Origin of the sequence: Kribbella sp. NPDC056951 (assembly GCF_042674205.1) — a bacterium.
Lineage (GTDB): Bacteria > Actinomycetota > Actinomycetes > Propionibacteriales > Kribbellaceae > Kribbella > Kribbella yunnanensis.
Genome location: NZ_JBHUQZ010000010.1, coordinates 178,376 through 196,993, shown reverse-complemented (window position 1 = coordinate 196,993; position 18,618 = coordinate 178,376). Strand labels below are relative to the sequence as shown.

Annotated in this window: 16 protein-coding genes and 1 riboswitch; of the genes, 4 read left to right on the top strand and 12 right to left on the bottom strand. The window is 67.0% G+C overall.

The window, feature by feature from the left end:
- Nucleotides 1-22: 22 nt before the first annotated feature.
- Nucleotides 23-1,057, bottom strand: a complete 1,035-nt coding sequence (locus ACFTSF_RS31910) for a MoxR family ATPase (protein ID WP_344152321.1) — start codon at nucleotides 1,055-1,057, stop codon at nucleotides 23-25.
- Between the two features lie 343 nt (nucleotides 1,058-1,400).
- Here ACFTSF_RS31910 and ACFTSF_RS31905 point away from each other — a divergent pair, with 343 nt between their 5' ends.
- Complete coding sequence (locus ACFTSF_RS31905) at nucleotides 1,401-2,243, top strand: hypothetical protein (RefSeq protein ID WP_380158128.1); 843 nt, start codon at nucleotides 1,401-1,403, stop codon at nucleotides 2,241-2,243.
- Here the strand turns inward: ACFTSF_RS31905 and ACFTSF_RS31900 are convergent.
- From ACFTSF_RS31900 to ACFTSF_RS31865, 8 genes are all read right to left on the bottom strand, one after another.
- On the bottom strand, nucleotides 2,240-2,494 hold the full coding sequence (locus ACFTSF_RS31900; RefSeq protein ID WP_380158127.1) for a hypothetical protein: 255 nt from the start codon (nucleotides 2,492-2,494) through the stop codon (nucleotides 2,240-2,242). The two genes, ACFTSF_RS31905 and ACFTSF_RS31900, sit on opposite strands and share 4 nt — an antisense overlap.
- 21 nt (nucleotides 2,495-2,515) lie before the next feature.
- Nucleotides 2,516-2,583: riboswitch (guanidine-III (ykkC-III) riboswitch) on the bottom strand.
- 4 nt (nucleotides 2,584-2,587) lie between these two features.
- Nucleotides 2,588-3,427: an aldo/keto reductase gene (locus ACFTSF_RS31895; protein ID WP_380158125.1), complete on the bottom strand. Its 840-nt coding sequence runs from the start codon at nucleotides 3,425-3,427 to the stop codon at nucleotides 2,588-2,590.
- A 78-nt stretch (nucleotides 3,428-3,505) separates the two neighbouring features.
- Nucleotides 3,506-5,965, bottom strand: a complete 2,460-nt coding sequence (locus ACFTSF_RS31890) for a LamG-like jellyroll fold domain-containing protein (RefSeq protein WP_380158123.1) — start codon at nucleotides 5,963-5,965, stop codon at nucleotides 3,506-3,508.
- Between the two features lie 66 nt (nucleotides 5,966-6,031).
- Nucleotides 6,032-7,072: a lactonase family protein gene (locus ACFTSF_RS31885; protein ID WP_380158121.1), complete on the bottom strand. Its 1,041-nt coding sequence runs from the start codon at nucleotides 7,070-7,072 to the stop codon at nucleotides 6,032-6,034.
- Nucleotides 7,069-8,637 (bottom strand): CocE/NonD family hydrolase, encoded by a 1,569-nt coding sequence (locus ACFTSF_RS31880; RefSeq protein WP_380158119.1) that lies wholly within the window; start codon nucleotides 8,635-8,637, stop codon nucleotides 7,069-7,071. The genes ACFTSF_RS31885 and ACFTSF_RS31880 overlap by 4 nt, the downstream gene beginning before the upstream one ends.
- Nucleotides 8,638-8,695: 58 nt before the next feature.
- Complete coding sequence (locus tag ACFTSF_RS31875) at nucleotides 8,696-9,607, bottom strand: oxidoreductase (protein ID WP_380158118.1); 912 nt, start codon at nucleotides 9,605-9,607, stop codon at nucleotides 8,696-8,698.
- A gap of 37 nt (nucleotides 9,608-9,644) precedes the next feature.
- The gene (locus ACFTSF_RS31870) at nucleotides 9,645-11,105 is read right to left on the bottom strand and encodes a M36 family metallopeptidase (RefSeq protein WP_380158117.1); all 1,461 of its coding nucleotides are present in this window, start codon (nucleotides 11,103-11,105) and stop codon (nucleotides 9,645-9,647) included.
- A gap of 136 nt (nucleotides 11,106-11,241) precedes the next feature.
- Complete coding sequence (locus tag ACFTSF_RS31865; protein WP_380158115.1) at nucleotides 11,242-11,829, bottom strand: TetR/AcrR family transcriptional regulator; 588 nt, start codon at nucleotides 11,827-11,829, stop codon at nucleotides 11,242-11,244.
- Nucleotides 11,830-11,904: 75 nt separating this feature from the next.
- On the opposite strand from ACFTSF_RS31865, the gene ACFTSF_RS31860 reads away from it, so the two are divergent.
- From ACFTSF_RS31860 to ACFTSF_RS31850, 3 genes are read left to right on the top strand one after another with little or no spacing between them, the layout of a single operon-like run.
- Nucleotides 11,905-13,359 carry a flavin-containing monooxygenase gene (locus tag ACFTSF_RS31860; protein ID WP_380158113.1) on the top strand — a complete coding sequence of 485 codons (1,455 nt, stop codon included), beginning with the start codon at nucleotides 11,905-11,907 and terminating at the stop codon, nucleotides 13,357-13,359.
- Nucleotides 13,356-14,177: an SDR family oxidoreductase gene (locus tag ACFTSF_RS31855; protein WP_380158111.1), complete on the top strand. Its 822-nt coding sequence runs from the start codon at nucleotides 13,356-13,358 to the stop codon at nucleotides 14,175-14,177. The genes ACFTSF_RS31860 and ACFTSF_RS31855 overlap by 4 nt, the downstream gene beginning before the upstream one ends.
- Nucleotides 14,178-14,202: 25 nt before the next feature.
- Nucleotides 14,203-15,297, top strand: coding sequence for a winged helix DNA-binding domain-containing protein (locus ACFTSF_RS31850; protein WP_380158109.1), 1,095 nt, complete (start codon nucleotides 14,203-14,205; stop codon nucleotides 15,295-15,297).
- A gap of 171 nt (nucleotides 15,298-15,468) precedes the next feature.
- On the opposite strand, the gene ACFTSF_RS31845 is transcribed toward ACFTSF_RS31850, so the two are convergent.
- The 3 genes from ACFTSF_RS31845 to ACFTSF_RS31835 form a co-directional block, all read right to left on the bottom strand.
- Nucleotides 15,469-16,191: a M48 family metalloprotease gene (locus ACFTSF_RS31845; protein WP_380158108.1), complete on the bottom strand. Its 723-nt coding sequence runs from the start codon at nucleotides 16,189-16,191 to the stop codon at nucleotides 15,469-15,471.
- A gap of 343 nt (nucleotides 16,192-16,534) precedes the next feature.
- The gene (locus ACFTSF_RS31840) at nucleotides 16,535-17,686 is read right to left on the bottom strand and encodes a hypothetical protein (protein ID WP_380158106.1); all 1,152 of its coding nucleotides are present in this window, start codon (nucleotides 17,684-17,686) and stop codon (nucleotides 16,535-16,537) included.
- A gap of 15 nt (nucleotides 17,687-17,701) precedes the next feature.
- Entirely contained in the window at nucleotides 17,702-18,487 is a 786-nt protein-coding gene (locus tag ACFTSF_RS31835; RefSeq protein WP_380158105.1) for a hypothetical protein, read from the bottom strand.
- Nucleotides 18,488-18,618 lie beyond the last annotated feature (131 nt).

Genomic DNA, 18,618 nt, shown 5'->3' with positions numbered 1-18,618 from the left:
CGCGGGTCTTGACGGTTTGCCACTACACGAACTCCGGGCGGCCCTGGCCGTCGCTGCCGTCGCGCCAGACCGGCTGGGGCGGCGGGACAGTGGCCAGGATGCGCTCGACGACTGCGCGCGGGTCGATGTTGTCGGCAACCGCGTCGAAGGTCAGGCCCATCCGGTGACCCATCACGTCCAGCGCGACGGTCTGGATGTCACTCGGGAGCAGGTAGTCGCGGCCGTGGATCAGCGCCAGCGCCCGGCCGGCCGAGACCAGGCCGAGCGTCGCCCGCGGGCTGACGCCGAGCTCGATGATCGGCTCCAGGTCGGGCAGGTGGAAGTCGGTCGGTGTCCGGGTCGCCATCACCAGACGTACGGCGTACTCCGCGACGAGGTTGTGCACGAAGACCTGCTCGGCCGTCCGTTGCAGCTCCATGATCGTCTCCGGCTGCAGCACCGGCCGCGGCTCGGGCGGGTCCACGCTCATCCGGCGGAGGATCTCGAACTCCTCGTGCCCACGCGGGTGCGGCACGTCGATCTTGACCAGGAACCGGTCCCGCTGCGCTTCCGGCAGCGGGTAGACGCCCTCGGACTCGATCGGGTTCTGGGTCGCGATCACGATGAACGGCTTCGGCATCGGGAAGGTCTGGCCGCCGATCGACACCTGCCGCTCGGCCATCAGCTCGAGCATCGCCGACTGCACCTTGGCCGGGGCCCGGTTCACCTCGTCGGCCAGCACGAAGTTCACGAACGTCGGGCCGAGCTCGATGTCGAACGCCTCGCGGGTCTGCCGGTAGATCCGGGTCCCGACGATGTCGGACGGGACCAGGTCGGGGGTGAACTGGATCCGGGCGAAGGTGCCGCCGACCACACTCGCGAAGGTCCGCACGGCGAGCGTCTTGGCGACACCCGGCACACCCTCGAGCAGGCAGTGACCCTTGGCCAGCAGCGAGACCATCAGCGTCTCGACCATGTGCTCCTGACCGACGATCACTCGCTTGACCTCGCTGAGTGCCTCGCCGATCAGCCGGGACTGCTGCGCCACGCTTGCAGCCGGCACAGTGGTTTCGGTCATGCCTGTCCTTCCGGGGTCCACAGTGCGGACCTTGTCACTCCCCGATGCGTTCGACACCGGCCATTCCATCAGATCCCCGGGTCCGCCGCTCCACGGCCCACCGAGCCCATCCTCCCCGGCGACTCAAATCACGGGGAGTGGGGTGTGTCTCTTGGTTCCACGCCGTAGCGAGCATGTGCTCGGTGCGGTGGCTCGGTGTGCTGGAGGGGAGGCCTCGATGTTGTTCCATCGTGGCCTTTCCTCCAGTGCGGCGAGGCGCCGTGCCGAGTGCAGCGCAGTAGGCGGGGAGCTAAGAGACACACCCCCGGGGCAGTGCTACCAGGGATGTGGTGGGATTGGGGCGATGACTGCGACCGAATCCCAGACGGAGGTGCAGCCGGCCGAGCGGCCGGTGGACGCGCCTGTGTCGCTGATTCCTGCCGCGCTTCCGCTGCAGCCGGAGGACCCGCCGCGGGTCGGCGAGTTCTGGTTGCGCGGGCGGCTGGGCGCGAATGCCGCCGGTTATCTGTACACAGCCAGTGACGAGCGCGGCCGGAACGCCGTGGTCGCGATGATGACCGAGGGTTCGGCCGACGACGCGGCCGCCCGGGACCGGTTCGTGTTCGCGGTCGACTCGCTGCCCGAGGACGTCGTACTGGCGCACAACGACGAGGACGACGACGATCTCGCGCTCTGGGCCGCGTTCGGGCCGATCCGCGAGGACGACGGGTCCAGCGCCGCGACGGACGAGCGGCTGCTGGCCGAGCGCCGCGGCGAGGACGTACTGTCCGCGGTCCTGATGGACCGGGTCCCGCAGCCCGGGCGGCGCCGCGGGCCCGACTTCCTGCACTACTGGGAGGGCCGTCGGCGGCCTGGTCTGTTCCGGATCTGGCCGCTGCCGTGGCCGACCGCGCTGCGGCCGGCCTCCTGGGCGGCGATCTGGTACGCGCTGGCCACCATGCTGCTGCTGATGGCGCTGTCGCTCTTGCTGGCTTGGCTGCTGTTCAAGGACTCCCCGCCGCTCAACCCGCCGCCGGTGATCCCGACCCCGACGAACACCGTCACCACGACGATCACGCCGACCACCCCGCCGCCAGACTCCACAGGCCCCGGTACGCCGACCACTCCGGATCCCAGCGGCAGTCTCCCGACCGGGACGCCTGGTGAGCCCAGCCCGTCCTCGACCAACCCGGGCGACAAGTTCTAGACGTGTTGCGGTTCGGGCTTCCGGCGGAGTGTGAGCAGGCCGATCAGGCTGATGACGGCCCAGCTGCCTTCCAGTAGCAGGAAGCCCCAGGACCGTTGTTGGAGTGCGATCGCGGCGAGCAGGGCGGAGCCGAGGAAGTTCAGCAGCTGGTAGGTGAGCGTGCGCTGCCGCAGCCGCCCGGCCTGGGCGGCCGCGAAGGCGATCAGAATGGTCAGCGCACCGGCGATCTCGAGAACATCGACAACATGCATCGGAACTGCCCCTCCTGGGGGCGGACGTCGTCTTTTCGCCAACCGGGTACGACGTCACTCGTCCGGGGCCCGCAGTAGCGCAGGACCTGCTCCCTACGCTAGCAAACGGAGCAACTCCGGGTCCCGCCACAGGTTCGCCGGGACGGGCTGTCGGACCAGAGCCGCGTCGGCCCGGATCTCCGCGGGGCTCGCGGCCGAGATCAGTACCGAGGTGACCGCGGCGTGCCGGGCGGGGAACGCGAGCGCGGCCTGCGGCAGCGAAACGCCGTACCGCTCGCAGACGGCCGAGATGCGCCGGGCCGGCACGCTGTCGGTGTGCAGGACTTCCGGCGACAGCACGCCGGAGACGATCACCGAAACTCCGCGCGCAAGGCAACGATCGAGGAGCGGACGCGCGCTCTGGTCGAGCAGCGAGAACCGCCCGGCGAGCAGGACACAGTCCAGCTCGTGGTCGCGGACGAGCCGATCAAGCGCTTGCCAGTCGGTCGAAGCGGCGCCGATCGCCTTGATCAGGCCCTCCCGCCGCAAACCGTCGAGAACGGGGAGGGCGGCCTCGAACGCCGCCGGCCCGGGCGCAGCCTCGCTCGCACCCGAGTCCTGCACGAGCACGAGATCCACGGCCAGTCCGAGGCGCTGCATACTTCCGCGGACCGACTCCTCCGCGTCCGCGCCGACCACCTTCGTGGAGACGAGGAATTCACCGCGCGGGCGGCGACTGAGCGCCGTACCGAGTCTGGCTTCGGCGTCGCCGTACGCCGGTGAGGAGTCGAAGAACCGGATCCCCGCCTGGTACGCCGCGTCGACGGTCGCGATCGCGGGTGCGTCGCCGCCCGGACCGGGTGGTTCGCCGAGACGCGAACCACCGAGGCCGAAACGGGGTGGCCGGAACTTGTTGACGGCCTGAGGCGCGAGCAGGTGGCTTGGCGCTGCCATCGCACCCACCTCCTCCTCGTCAGTATGTAGTGTCAAGGATCGGTGGTTTGCGACGTGCTCGCATCTCGGATCCGAGTGTCAGCGACCGGATTGGTACAGGGTCTTGACCTCCTGATCGGTGAGGGCGCGGTCGTAGACGTGCACCTGGTCGACGGTGCCGTCGAGGAAGTCGACCTGGTTACCGCCGAACTTGGCCCGGCCGATCACCGTGTTCCCGGTCGAGGTCGAGTCCAGGGTGCAGGCGGATTTCGCGGCCACCGGCTGACCGTCGACGTACAGGCGGAGTTCGCCCTTGGCGGCATCGCGGACACCGGTCACGTGGTACCACTGGCCGGCGTTCGGCTTGGTCGGCGCGAGCGCCCGCACGCCCGGGAAGCTCATCGCGAACCGCTGGTCGGCACCGGAGTACTGCAGGAAGAACGCGCTGTCGCGATCACCGTCCTGGCTCACGAAGGTCTGGAAACCGTCCACCTTGTTCAGCTTCACCCACGCGCTGGCCGAGTAGTTGCCGCTGGTGTCCAGCAGCGCGGCGCCCGTGTCGACGTACTGGTTGGATCCGTTCAGGGCAACGCCTTGGCCGTTCTTGCCCGGGGCAAAGATCGCGCCGTTCTGCAGGGTGGCGTCGTTGTTGCCGACGGCATCTTCGGTGGTTCCGTCGAGCGGGTAGAAGTGGATGCCGTCGGCACCTGGTGTGCCGGGACCGGGGTTCGGCCCACCGGTTCCGGTTCCGTCCGCCTGCGCGATGATCTGCTCGTTGATCGTCCGGACCTGGGCGAAGTCCATCTTCGGGACCTGCCGGTCATAGGTGAAGAAGCCGTTCAGTTCACCCTCGACATCGGTGATCTGGGTGTAGACCGAACCGCTGATCCCGCACTGGTTGGCCGACTTCAGTACGTCGCGCTGATTCTCGACGTACCGTCTGGTCAGCGTCGCCTTGTCCGGCGTCATCTCGTACGCGAAGCCGTCCCCGAACCACATGTGGTCCTGTGTCTTGAGGCCGAATCCGCCGTGCTCGCCGTCGACCGCGGCCCGCTCACCGGCCGGCGACGGGGTGCCCGGGCCGAGGTAGGCATGGTGATCGAGGAGGTCACCGCGGCCCGAATCGCCCTTGGAGGCACAGCAGTTGACGCCGCTGTGAGCGTTGACGAGGCGGGACGGGTCCTGGGCCTTGACCGCGTCGGCGATCTGGCCGGTCTCGGTCTTGTCCCACTCGCCCCAGCCCTCGTTGAACGGGACCCAGACGGTGATCGAGGTGAAGCTCTTGTGCTCCTCGATCATCTCGCGCAGCTCGGACTTGAACTGCGCCCGCCACGGCTCCGGGATCTCCGCTGTCTTCGAGGCCGGCATGTCCTGCCAGACCATCAGGCCGAGCTTGTCGGCCCAGTAGTACCAACGATCGGGCTCGACCTTGATGTGCTTGCGGACGGTGTTGAAGCCGAGCCGCTTGTGCTGCTCCAGGTCGAAGCGCAGGGCGGCATCGGTCGGCGCCGTGTTCAGGCCGTCCGGCCAGAAGCCCTGGTCGAGCGTGGACAGGTTGAACAGGACCTTGCCGTTGAGCCCCATCCGAAGCTTGCCGTTGGCCCCTTTGACCAGGCCGACCGACCGCATCCCGGCGTACGAACCGACCTGGTCGACGGTCTTGCCACGGCGATCGATCAGCCGGACCTTGAGGTCGTAGAGGAACGGTTTGTCGGGGGTCCAGGTCTTCGGGTTCGGGATCGGCACGCGGAGCTCAGTGTCGGCCTTGCCGCGGACTCTGCCGACCTGACGAAGGCCGTCGTACGCCGTCACTTCGACATCGAGGCCCGTTGGACCGGCCGTGTCCGCGGTGACCTTGAGCGCCTTACCGGGGAGGTCGGGGGTGAGCTGGAGGCGGTCGATGGCCGACGTGTTCACCGGCTCCATCCAGACCGTGCGCCAGATGCCGGAACTGCCCTGGTAGAAGATCCCGTGATCGCCGACCTCACGCTGCTTGCCGATCGGCTGGAAGGTCTCGTCGGTGAGGTCCTCGGCCCAGACGATGAGCTCCTGCGGACCGCTGCTGTGCAGATAGTTGGTGGCGTCGACGTCGAACCCGTCGTACCCGCCGCGGTGCGTGCCGGCCAGCCGGCCGTTGATCCAGACCTTGGCGTCGTAGTCGACCGCACCGAAGTGCAGGACGAGGCGTTGGCCCTTCCACTGCTGCGGGACGGTGAAGGTACGGCGATAGAACATCCGGTCCTCGTGCCGCTGGATCCCGGACAGCGCGGACTCGATCGGGTAAGGCACCAGGACCTTCTCGCCGAGCGTGCGGCCGATCGGGGGCTGCTCCCCCGGTGCTGCGGCGGCGAACTCCCACAGACCGTTGAGGTTGCGCCATTCGGGGCGGGTCAGCTGGGGCCGCGGGTACTCCGGGAGAGCGTTGGACGGCGTGACGTCATCGGTCCACGGGGTGCTCAGAGGCGGGGTTCCGCGCTGCCATTCAGCCGGTGCGGCCTGGGCTGTCGGCACGAGAGTGGCCGCGGCCGCAAGGGCGGCCGCGGCGACAAGTTTCAGCATGGGAGCTCCTTCGGGGCGGAGGAAGGCGTTCCCATGGAAACGTTCTCATCTCAAAAACGCAAGACCTCAAACATTTACACACACCGGAGTCGGGGTGCTGAACGAGCTCTTCTGGGTCAGGTTCCCGGACGCGAGGTCGACCGCGAAGGTGACGATGTTGCCCGAGTTCTGATTGGAGACGAAGAGCAGGCTGCCGGTCGGATCGATGATGCAGTGCCGCGGCCAGACGCCACCGGCGTTCGGCGTCGCCTTGAGGGTGAGCGCTTCACCGGTGGCGGAGGTTGCGAACACCGCGATGCTGTTGTGACCGCGGTTGGTGAGGTAGACGTACCGGCCGTCCGGGGACACGATCACCTCGCCCGGGTAGTTCGTCGGCGAACCGGGCGGGACCGTGCTCTGGGTGTTCAGCGCGGTGAGCTTGCCGTCGGCGAAGCTGCAGACGGTGATCGTGCTGTTCAGCTCGTTCGCCACGTACGCGAACTTGCCGGACGGGTGGAACGCGAGATGCCGGGGACCGGCACCGGCCGGCAGCGTCAACTGGTGTTTGAGCGCGAGCTTCCCGCTCGTCAGCGTGTAGGTGTAGACCGAGTCCGTGCCGAGATCGACGGCCAGGATGTAGTTGCCTGCGACGACGATCTGGTGTGCGTGCGGCCCGTCGCCGGCGTGCTTGACGAGGTCGGTCTGGGTGCCGACGCCCCCGTCAACCTTCAGTTTGTGTACGGCGACATCACCGGAACCGTAGTTCGCGCTCAACAGGTAGCCGTTGGCAACGGCCAGATGACACGGACCGGATCCCTTGTTGGGTTGACGATTGAGCAGCCGGAGTTTGCCGGGGGCATCGATCGCAATGGCGCTGACAGCCCCGGTCTCCTGCTCATTGACGGCGTACAGGAAGTTGCCCGAGCGGATGATGAACGACGGGTCGCCGACACCCCTCAGTGCGCCGGTCGACGTGATCTTGCCGGTTGCGTCGTACGACGCGATGCCGACACCGTCGCCGTACCGGCCGTGGTAGAGGTACTTCGGCGCGGCGGCCTGAGCCTTGAGCGGAGCGGCGGCGATGGCGGCAGCGGTGAGGCCGAGGAATCCCCGGCGCGTCGTGGTCACGCGGCCACCGGGACGGTGAGCTGGGCCGGATCGCTTGCCGGCGAACTGAACGTGACCGAACTGCCGACGGAGCTCCGGCCGAGGTACCGCGGGTCGACGGTGTCGACGACGAGGACCAGGTGATGACCGGCCGGGACCTCCCAACTGGTGGCTTCCAGGCGCAGATCGATGGTGACGGCTTTGCCGGGGGTTGCCCCTCGCAGTGTGAGCGGTTTGTGCGAGATCAAGGATCCGACTCCTAGCGCGTTGACGTCATAGAGGTACGCGAAGAGTGAAGTGTCCTTCACAGAGGGTGTTGCTGTGAAGGACAGTTCTGGGGATCCGTTGACGATCGTGGGGCTGGGATAGACCTCTCCCGACCAGACACCGGCGAATGATCGATCGATCAAAGGGGTGGCGACGCCCGTTGGGATCGAGAGCAGCCCCTGAAGCGCGCCGGAAACCAAGGCGATGCCGCTGTCGGCAACGGTCGGCACGCCCGCCGCGATGCCCTTCTCCCAGCCGGTCGCAGGTCTAGTCTGCAGGCTTCCTTTGCTCAGGTACGTCGTCCGCGGCTGACCGACCGCGGCCCAGTTGCCGTAGCCGCGCCAGACGTTGCGCTGGGACTTCAACTGCACGGGCTTCTCGGTGTCGGCGCCGTTGTCCGCACCGGTCAGGTAGTGGCGCATCCAGGCGACGAGCTCGTCCCAGGTCTCGTTCGGCAGACCGATCGCGCCAGGAACCTCGGGAGTGGAGTGATCGCCGTGGGCGAACTGGAGCCGCTTCGGACCGGTCAGAGCGGTGAAGAAGTCGGTGTACTGCGTCGGCGGGAAGATCGAGTCCTCGAAGGCGTTCGCGAGGAAGACGGCCGGCTTGTTGGCGTTGATCTTGCCGACCACGGTCTGCGCGGAGCGCACCGGGCCGAGCACCTTCGCCTCGGCGATCGCTTCGTCGTACCGGCCGGTGAGGAACTTGGTCTGCAGCGACTGCATCTCCGGTCCGGGACGGCCGGTGATGTTGCCGACGGCAAGCAGTCCGGCGACTGCCTGGAGCGAGACCGTCTCGTTCGGGTCGATCGACTTGATCAGGTCGGCCCAACCGCTCAGCGCGCCGACCACCTTGATGCGGGGGTCCTCGGCGGCCGCGAGCAGCGACGTACCGGCGCCGTACGAGATGCCGACCGCGGCGACCTTGCTGGTGTCGGCGGGCGTGTTCAGGGCGGCCCAGTCGATCACCTTGGAGACGTCGGCCACGGTCGGCGGGCCGGCCACGTCGATACCGCCGCCGGTGTCCCAGAAGCCGCGGCTGGAGTACGAGATGACCTGGAAGCCCGACTTGGCCAGCTTGCTGCCCTGGCCGACGTACTCGAGGTTCGGGACGCCCCAGCTCGACGGCATCACCACCAGCGGGAACGGACCGCTCCCCTGACCGGTCGGGGTCAGGACGACGGCACCGATCTGAATACCACCTGCACCCTGGATGCGCTCGTACTTGATGGCGAAGCCGGGCTGAGCAGCGTCGGCCCGGGTCCCGAAGGCTGTGACAGTCAGGGCGACGGCTGCGACTACGGCGACAAGCTTGCGCACGGGCGGACCTCCAGCTCGGAAATTACCCGAGGGTAACCACAAGATTGCCGCTGTGTCACTAGCTCCGCACGCTGAGTGCCGGATCCACGTCGGTCGCCTCCACCGACCACGCCCACAGCTCCCGCGCCAGCTCTGCGTTCTGGGCCGCCCGCGTCGCCTGCACCAGCTTCGGAGCCCCTCGATACTCGAAGAAGCTTGGCCCGACGTACGCCCCCTGCTGCAGATCCGGCCGAGTGGCGGCGTACAGACTCGGCCAGGCGCCCGCTGCCGCGGACTGCGCGAACAGGTTGATCCCCTGCCAGATGCGCGCCTGCAGCTTCGCTCCGGCCAGCTCCGGCCCGGCTGCCTGCAGATGTGTCGAGGCGTAGCCCGGATGCGCGCCGACGCTCAAAACACTTGGCACCCGGCGGCCGAGCTCGAACATGAAGAGCAGATTGGCCAGCTTCGACCTGCTGTACTGCGGCCATTTCGAGTAGCCGTTCGCCGGCAGCCGCAGATCGAACTCCCGGATCCCGCTGGCCGACTTGTGCATGAAGGAGCTGACCGTGACGACTCGGCCTTTTCGCAGCAGCGGCATCAACCGGGCGGTGAGCGCGAAGTGCCCCAGGTGGTTCGTTCCGATCTGCAGCTCGAACCCGTCCATCGTCTGCCGGTACGGCGTCGCCATCACACCGGCGTTGTTGACTAGGACGTCCAGAGCGTCGTACCGGTCAGCCACCTCCGCGGCAGCGCGCTGCACGCTCGCGAGGTCGGCCAGGTCGAGCTCCACGGTGATCGGCACGCGATGCGTCTCAACAGTCAGCCGACGCGCGGCCTCCGCGGTCTTCTCCGGGTTGCGCGCCGCCAGCACCACCTCGGCGCCGTGCTGCAGCAACACCTTCGCCGTCTCGTAGCCGAGTCCGCTCGTGGCGCCGGTGACCAGCGCCCGTTGTCCGGTCAGGTCCGGGATGTCCGCCGTACTCCAGGTCATGCGCCCACAGTAGCCGTGGGCGCGTGACCTGTTACTACTACTTGAGGATCTTGCGGGCCTTGAAGGCGTCGGTGACCTTCTGGGCGTCGGCCTTGCCGTAGAGCAGGCGGGTGGCCTGCACCGTGACGCGGGCGGCGTCAGCGAACGAGGTGTCGGGGGCGTAGAAGAACGTGCCCTCGAGGATCAGCTTGTTCGCCTTCTGGCGGCCGAGCGCCAGGTGGATGTCCCACAGCGCGTTCGACCAGATCTCACCGTCGTCGTGCACCTCACCGACGATGTCGTCGGTGGTCTTGCCGGTGTCGGTACGACGCAGGCAGTGCGGCTCGGTGGACGTGTACGACGTCGCGTCCCAGTCCATCACGCAGGGCAGCTCGAAGCCCTTGCTGACCGGAATCGACATCGTGACGGCCCAGTAGTCGCCGAATCCCTCACCGATCGACCCTGCCTCGAGCGACTCACCGAAGTTCGGTACGACGTCGTCCTGGATCGCGTGACCGTACTCGTGCCAGATCACCTCGGCGTCCTCGGCGTCGTCGACACCACCCTCGCCCATCGTGATCATGTCGACCGAGGGGTCGTAGAACGAGTTGTCCCCGGAGAACGTGTTGATGGAGAAGTCCTGGGACTCGTTGTTCACCTCGGTGAAGCCGAGCTTGTGGATGTACTCCTGCGTCTGGTTGACGTGGTAGTACGCCATCACCTGCTCGAACTTGTCGCTCTTGCGCTGGTAGAGGAAGCTGTTGTCCTCGTCCTCGGCGACCCCGCCCTTGGCTTCCTTGATGTTGACGTAGGTGCCGTTGAGCTTGCCGCCGCCGTCCAGGTTGCGCAGCAGGACGTTCTTCTGCGCGAGGAACAGCGCGTCGGTGTTCTTGTCGTTCTCGTCGGTCAGCTGCTCGTTCTGCTCGCTGACCACCGGGTTCGGGTCGAAGACCGAGCCGTGACCGGTGGCGTTGTCGCTGAGCACCTTCGACTCGACGACCGAACCGCTGTCCGCGTCGACCAGGCTCCGGGTCGAGCCCTCGTTGGAGCGGCTGGTGACCGCCCAGACCAGGCGGGCATTCGGACCACCGATGACGGCCAGCTGCGCCGTACTGCGGCCGGCGGCCGGAACCTTCTCGGCCTCCTTGTCCGCACCCGCGATCCGGGCGCGCGCGGCCTTGGCGTTGATCGCCTCGCTCGCCTTGGTGTTGGCGGTCGCGGCCGGCAGCTTCGCCGACACATCCAGGTTCGCCGGTACGGCGTCCCGGCCGTCGGCGATCTGGACACCGCTCTTGGTCTCGTGCTTCGCGTAGTACCCGTTGATCACCGGCAGGCCCTTGAAGGTCTGCTGGTACCAGTAGTGCTTGCCGAGCAAAGATGTCTTGGTCTTGACGAGCTTCAGGCTGCCCAGGGTGGTGGCCTCCGGCGCTGCCCCCGCGGCGCTGGTGACGGACAGACCGAGCGAGATGGTGGCCAGCCCGGCGGTGACGGCCACGATCGCCTTACGGCGGTTCGACATACATTCCCTCCCACAGTCGGCGATTCGTCAGGGTTGCGTGACGCAACCACTACGATCCGTCGAGACCCTAGTTCGCTTCGGTACCCGGTGGGAAGCAGAACTTCCCGGCAACTTGCGGCGGCAAGGGAAAACCTTGTCAACGGCCCGCGAGCAGCCGGATGACACTGGGCAGTACGTCGACGCCGACCCCGGGGTCGATCGCGCGCTGCACGCCGAGCCCGACACCGAGACTCAGCAGGGCTGTGGCACAGTCGGCGGCCGGCATCGGCAGCGTGATGTCGAACTCCAGCGCATGCGCGCCCAGGAGCAGCGCGGCCGCGTTACGGATCGCCGCGTTGCGCTCGGCAAGCTCTTTTCGCAGGTTCTCGTCCTGCCGCGCCCGGGTCGAGAACTCGACCTCGAACACCGTCCAGCCGACGTCACCGATCGTCGTGTCGGCCCAGTGCTGGAAGCCTTCGAGCATCTTCTCGAGCGTTGCGGCGCCCTTGAGCGCCTGCGCGAGTTTGTGGGCCTGATCGGCGCGAATCGCGTCCACGACCGCGAGGCAGAGCTCGTCCTTGTTGCGGAAGTTCGAGTAGACCGCGCCCTTGGAGAAGCCTGCCTCGTCGGCCACCTTCTCCAGGGACGTGGCGGCGTATCCGTCGTTCAAGAACAACTCGGTCGCGGTTGCCACGAGGGCATCCCGGGTCTGCGCCTGACTCTCCGCGCGGGTCATTCTCGCCATGGGTGCAGTCTAGATCTTCGGGTATTGGAATTCCTTGGGTATTCGGATACTGTCGGTTTCTGGAGGTGGTCGTCCATGGATGTGGTGATCATTGGTGCCGGGGCTTCCGGTCTCGGGGCGGCGATCCGGCTGCGACAAGCGGGGATCACGGACTTCGCCGTACTGGAGAAGGGGCCGTCACTCGGTGGGACGTGGCGCGACAACACGTATCCGGGGTGTGCGTGCGACGTACCGTCGGCGTTGTATTCGTACTCGTTCGCACCGAACCCGTCGTGGACGCGAGCCTTCGCTGGGCAGGCCGAGATTCAGCAGTACCTGGCTGACACGGCCGCTCGGTACGACGTACTGCCGCATCTGCGCTTCGGTGTCGAGCTGCTGCGCGCCTCGTGGGATCCGGCGCGCGCTGTGTGGTCGTTGGAGACCTCTACCGGTCCGCTCGAAGCCCGCGTGTTGATCACTGCAACCGGACCTTGGCATGAGCCTCTTATGCCGTCGATCCCCGGTACGTTTGACGGTCCGGTCTTTCACTCGTCGCGCTGGGACCACTCGGTTTCCCTTGCTGGTAAGCGGGTTGCCGTGATCGGGACAGGTGCGTCGGCGGTGCAGTTCGTTCCCGCCATCCAGCCATCAGTGGCCTCGATGCATGTCTTCCAGCGGACTGCGCAATGGGTTCTGCCGAAGCCGGACCATTACGTGCCGCCCATCGAGCGCTGGCTGTTCCGTCGGTTTCCGGTCGCGCAACGCTTGCTCCGGCGGGTCGAGTACGCCGGTATGGAGGCGCTCGGACTCGGCTTCCGGCATCCGCGGTTGATGCGCTTCGTCGAGGCCGTCGGTCGCCTCCATCTCCGCCGCTCGGTCCCCTCTGCAGCCTTGCGCTCTGCTCTCACCCCGACCTACACACTCGGCTGCAAGCGCATCCTGATGTCGAACACCTACTACCCGGCGCTTGCCTCGAGCAACGTCTCGGTCCACCCGACCGCGGTCGCCGGCTTCGACGGCTCCACGGTGATCGGTACCGACGGCTCCCGCATCGAGGCCGACGTCGTCATCCTCGGTACCGGCTTCAAGATCCTCGACCTCCCGATCGCCTCCCGCGTCCACAACGCCGCCGGCGAGTCCCTCGACGACGTCTGGAAAGGCTCACCCCAGGCCTATCTGGGGACAGCCGTCACCGGTTTCCCCAACGCCTTCAACCTCCTCGGCCCGAACCTCGGCACCGGCCACACCTCGGCCTTCATGATCCTCGAAGCCCAACTCGACCACGTCCTGCAGGCTGTCTCGACCCTCCTCAACCGGGGTTGGTCCAGTCTCGACGTACGCCCCGAAGTCCAGGAAGCCTTCGTCACCTCGGTCCAGTCCGCCCTCACCAACACCGTCTACGAAACCGGCGGCTGCGCCAGCTACTACCACGACACCAACGGCCGCAACTCCTTCAGCTGGCCCTGGTCCAGCGCCCGCCTGAAACGCGACGTCGCCCGCTTCTCCCCCACCGACTACACCATCGCCAAACCCTTGGAGGTAGTCCGATGAATCCCCTGGACCTCAACGGCGCCGTCGTCGTAGTAACCGGCGCCGCCCGAGGCATAGGCCAAGCCACAGCCCAGGCCTTCGCCCAAGCCGGCGCCACCGTCCACCGCGGCGATCTCGACCCCGCCGGCGAACCCACCGTCCACCCGCTCGACGTCACCGCCCGCGACTCGTTCGCCGCCTTCATCGACGACGTCCTCGCCGACTCCGGCCACATCGACGTACTGGTGAACAACGCCGGCGTCATGCCCCTCGGCAGTTTCCTCGACGAACCCGACGAGATCAGCCGAGTGACCCTGGACGTCAACGTCTGGGGCCTCATCCACGGCATGCGCCTGGTCCTCCCCGGCATGCTCGACCGCCACCACGGCCACATCGTCAACATCGCCTCGATGGCCGGCAAGATCCCCTTCCCCGGCATGGCCGTCTACAACGCCTCCAAGTACGCCGCCGTAGGCCTCACCGCCGCCGTCCGCCGCGAACTCCACAACACCGGCGTAACCGCCAGCGCAGTCCTCCCCTCCGCCGTCCGAACCTCCCTCTCCTCCGGCGTCCGCCTAGGCGGCCTCGTCCCCACCGCCGACCCCACCGACGTAGCCGCCGCCGTCCTCCGCACCTGCCGAACCCGCCAACCCGAACTAGCCGTCCCCCGCTGGCTAGGCGGCTGGAAAACCCTCGACGGCCTCGTCCCAACCCGCCTCATGTCCCTAGGCCGCCGCCTAGCCGGCGACGACCGCGGACTCCACGCCGACCCCGCCGCCCGTTCGTCGTACACGGAGCGTGTGACCACCTTCAGCGCATCGCGATCTGCTGGCGAATGAACCGTTGGCCGGGAGAAGATCGGCCATGTCGAAGTTGAGCCTGCAAGCCCAGAACCGCGCCACCCTCCAGCGTCAGTGGCTGCTCGAACGCCACGACGCCACCGCCCTCGAAGCCATCGAGCACCTGGTCGGCATGCAGGCCCAGATCCCCCTCGCGCCGTACGTCGGCCTCTGGACCCGCCTCACCGCGTTCCAGCCCGACGACCTCGTCAAACTCATCGAAGGCCGCGAAGCCGTCCGCGGCTCGATGATGCGCGCCACCATCCACCTCATGACGAGCCCCGACTTCCTCGCCTTCCGCCCCCTCATCCAGCCCCGCCTGGACCGCGAGGTCTTCCAAAACATGACCTACGGCCGCCACCGCCTAGAGGGCCTCGACATGCCCGCCGTCCTCCAAGCCGGCACCGACCGCATCACCGAAGGCCACGCCACCGCCGTACAACTCCGCGAACACCTGGGCCCCCTCTGGCCCGACCGCGACCCCGCAGCCCTGGCCCACGCCGTCCGCTGCCTACTCCCCACCATCCAAACCCCACCCCGAGGCATCTGGGGCAAAGGCGGCAACCCCGCCATGTCCCTCCCCCACCTCTGGCTCAACGCCGACCTGGACCCCGCCCCCAACCCCGAGTCCCTGGTCCTCCGCTACCTAGCTGCCTACGGCCCAGCCTCAGTCATGGACGCCCAATCCTGGTCAGGCCTAACCCACCTCACCGAAGTCTTCGACCGCCTGGACCTCCGCACCTACACCGACGCCGACTCCGGCCGCACCCTCTACGACCTCCCCACCCAACCCCTCCCCGACCCAGACACCGAGCCCCCCACCCGCTTCCTCCCCGAATTCGACAACCTCTACCTCTCCCACGCCGACCGCTCCCGCTGGCTCCCCACCCCCACCACCCGCCTCCAATCCCTCTACGTCCAAGGCACCCTCCTCCACAACGGCCACCCCACCGCCACCTGGCGCCTCCCCAAAAACACCAAGTCCCAAATCACCCTAGAAATCAAACCCCTCGAAAAGCTCTCCAAGAAAACCCAAGCCCTCATCGAACCCGAAGCCCAAGCCCTCCTGACCTTCACCAACCCCACCGCCGCCCAGGACCTGCAGTTCCTGACGCCCTGAGCGCCCACAACCTCAACACGCCCCAAGGCATGCCGAGGAGCGCACTGGCCTGATCGGAGGCATGCCACGAGACCGCCGCACCGCGACAGCGAATTGCGGGGCCGAGTTCGTCATCGAGGACGCCCGCGAACGAATTGTTGCGAAGGCATCTGGCTGAGGTCGAACGCAACCTCAGGCCGCAGCGGTCAGTGCCTCCAGGGCTCGGACTCGCTCAGCTGGTGACGGCGCGCTGGACATGAGTCGAGATCGACGGTTGGTGTCTCGGCCGACCATCTGCTGGTGCTGAAGCTGCCAGCCGTACAGCACCTGGATGAGCGTCGCGCCGTACCCCATCGCTGCTGCTCGCCGGTCTGCCTGCAACACCTCGCGGCGACCCAACCAGGCAAGGATCGGCGGGGCGACCAGGGGCGTCAGAAAGAGGAACGGCAGCACCAAGCTGTCATCGAAGGTCAGTACGGCGACCAGCACACCGACGTACCCGATCAGGACGAAGCCGACCACGACGCAGCCCACTGCGGGAACGGACTTCATCAATCTGCCGAGCGCTCTCATTCCGATCAGCGCACATCGTGCAGGGATGGAATACCAGAAGCTCAGCAGGCTCAGCCAGTCACGTCCACCGAGGTGGTGTCCGATTTCATGAGCGAGCACTGCTTCGAGATGTGACGGTGGAAGCGTGTAGAGCGCCCATCTGGTCAGGCCCACGAGGTGACCAGGTGTTGGTACGGCGTTCGGCTCGTCGGCCTCCTGAATCCAGATCGCGTAGCGCTCCTCGGATACACCCGCGCGACCGGTGACCTGCCGCCAGATCGGTCGAAGGCGTTGCTCCTCCACCAACGTCGGGAGGCGAAGACGGAACAGATACCGTGCCAGGAACTCCTCGACCGGGCGCACGAACACCACCAGTCCCGATACGAGCCACGCAACAACGAGAACCCATCCCCAGCCGAATCCGAGAAGGCCCACAATCCACGAGACGACTGCAAAACTCCAGAAGAACCAGGGAACTGCCGAGAACAGCAACGCAGCAGTGGATACCTCGACTCGGGACGTTCTAGCGCCCGGCTGAGCGCCTGACTTGCTTGGGAGCTCAGGCCGCTGCTGAGTGGGTGGGACAGCAGGCTGCTCGCCGTACCCATTCCAATTCGCCGGCCTCTCATCGCCCCAGGCATTGTTCTGGTCTGCGGGGTCGCCAGGGCCGGTCATCGGTTGCTCCTCCTGCAGTTCGTCGAATTGGCTACCACATGGACACGTGTACGTGGTCGAAGTGGCCGCCGGTGGCGTCGGTGGGGACGTATACGCCGCCGCCGTTGTAGGGGATCCAGGTACCTCGGCGGGCAGACCAGATCTTGCCGTACCAGATCACATAGTGCACGCCGGTTTGGCCCGCAGTCTTCACGGCCCAATTGGCGATCTCGTCGCCGCGGGCACGGGCTGGGGCTGAGCGTCTGGCATCGGCACCGACCATGACATCACAAGCTTTGCCGCGAGGGTGATCGCTGGTCGGATTCCAGACATGGGCGTCCCAGCACGTCATGCTGAGATCACCCAGGTTCTTCCGCGCCGCTTCGACCCAGGCCGCTGTACGCGGCGTCACCATTCCTCCGGTTCCCGTCGGATCGGTCATGGACTGCGCCTGCTCCGGCCAAACGCCGTTCACCGGTTGCCCGCTCTCCAGGCCTCCACCACTGTCGCAGTTGTCCTCGTCGAGAGTCCCGTCGCCGATCGAGGCTCCCGGCGGTAAGTCGGCCCGGCCTGCGTACGGGTTTCCTCGGCGCTCGAGATCGATGCCCGCGGCGGACGCGATCTGGCGGGCTTCGCGCTCGCGAGTGGCGTAGCGGTCTGGGAACGCCGAGACTTGCACGCGTTGCGCCACGTCTCCGAGCGCCATCGACGGCCAGCCATTGATATCCACCAGACCCGGCGGATCTGGAGCCTCCTTGCCACCGAAGAAGGCCTCGATCGAATAGATCGGCGGCGTAGCCGTGATTTGCTCCTTAGACCCCCAGCCAGCTGCCGGCCGCTGCTGGAAGAGCCCGACCGAGTCGGCGTCACCGTAGTCAAGGTTCTGCAGGTTCGACTCGACCAGAGCCGTCATCAGCGCGATCAACGTCGCTCGCCCCGGCAACCCACGCGCTACCGCGACCTGGTCGATCAGCTTGGCGAACTCGATCTGTGTCTGGCGCAGCTCCCCCGACTGATACGGCAGCCCCGGCTGCCCAGGAACGCCGGGCAAACAGGCCGCCTGCGACTTGTTGGCTCCGCCGAACGGCGCAAGCATCAACAAACTCGCCAACCCGAGCACTGCCAATCCGGCAGCAGCCTTGGCGACAGTGCCTCGACTCGCAACGGCCATCAGGCCACGTCCGAGATCACGCTCGTCGAACATCACGACCCCCTGCTGTCATGGTCCGCTGCCGCCGGATACATCGCTGACGAGCCACTGACTGTTCTGAGGTGTCAGTGTGATGAGCAGGGGTACGTCGAATCGCTGAGCATTCTTACCGGTCACATCGATGGTGACCTTCACGAACCGCGTGATCCGGTCCGGAGTGTCAACCGGCGCCTCCGCGTTGAGCGGCGGCGCAGTAACCAGAGCAGCCAGCACCGTCGACCTGCCGCCGTCCGTCTTCAAGGCGTCGTACGTCGGGTCGCCCGCCGCCGTGAAGCTCGAGGCAACCTCGGATGTCATGTACTTCGCGCACTTCGCGACCAGCGCCGCGTAGCTCTCCGCACCGGGATCACGCGTATAGAACGCCTTGGCCCACGCACCAACGACCTGTGACGCCGATGCGATCGCACCGGCTCCTGGGCGCTGTGTTTGCACCGGCGGCGTCGTCAGGGTGACGGTCGGGCCAGGCGCTGTCGGCTGGCTCGTCTGGCCATTGGGCGGCGCAGTCGGCAGAACTACCGTACGACCGGGCGTCAGCAGGCTGATCGGGGAACCGTCATCTTTGGGCTTGCCACCTAGCAGACGCGGCAGGCCGCCACCGAGCCCGAGAATGACAATCGCCACCACCACAACCATGACGACGAGGAACACCGGGCTGGTTGGCTCGGCTTGCCGCTGGTTGCGCAGCCAGGCCATCCGCTGCGCGTGATCGTCGCGGCGCCAGTTTCGCTTTGCTCGACGACGTTCACGACCGTTGAGTTCGTCGAGCTCATCCGGATAGTCGTAGTCGGCACTCATCAGCGAACGCCAGCCGTCAGGTGCATCCGGACGGCTTCGGCCATCGGCCGATTCCCAACTGCTGTCCGAATCGTGCTGCTCATCGGCCAGACGGCGTGAGTGGCTCCCCCCGCCCTCGCGGCGGTCGTGTG